The sequence below is a fragment of the Vibrio sp. 2033 genome (assembly GCF_033339735.1).
On the sequence record NZ_JAWOVC010000450.1, the window covers coordinates 1 to 644 of the forward strand.

General features: G+C 43.9%; 1 protein-coding gene. It reads right to left on the minus strand.

What is annotated here, in order from left to right:
* Window positions 1–513, minus strand: a 513-nt coding sequence (locus tag R7P74_RS27130) for a LacI family DNA-binding transcriptional regulator (protein WP_318123768.1), incomplete at its 3' end; no start/stop codon positions are given.
* Between the last annotated feature and the right edge of the window lie 131 nt (window positions 514–644).

The window sequence follows — 644 nt, forward strand, 5'->3', positions numbered from 1 at the left end:
TACAAAGAAATCAACCACTTGCTTGCTGATTCTTACAAGGTCGATATCAACGCAATCGTAAGGGCTAGTTGGATCCGAAAAGTCGATGTAACAGATGCTATCGGCTAGGCGTTTAGGTAACTTATTGACCACCTTTTGGTCGACTTTCCCGACTAAAAGGACACCCGTAATCTTTTGCGTTTCAACATCAATTTCGCTGTTGTAGCAATTGGTTAGCGTAATGCCGAGTTTGTCGCACTGAGTTTCAATCCCATGACGAATCGACAAGTAGTACGGGTCATTCACTTCTGCTTCTTGTTTGTAATTGTACAAGGCCAAAAAGTGATGTTTTTGCTTGGCTTCTTTGGTGGCTTTCTTCGAGCTGCTGGTGCGGTACTCCAGCTTTTCTGCGATTTCTAAAATGCGGCGTTTGGTTTCTTCTTTAACGCTCAACGTCGGATCGTCATTCAAAACTCGCGATACAGTTGCAAGTGAGACGCCCGCTTCAGTGGCGATATCTTTTAGTGTTGCCATGTACATTTCCCGTTGGCATTGCTCACAGTCCAAGTGAGAACTCAATAATCTGGCTATTGTAAACAGCTACTTAGGGATGCACAAACTTTTAGTAAAATCGTGCGATCCATGAAAGAGAGCGGTATCTGCTC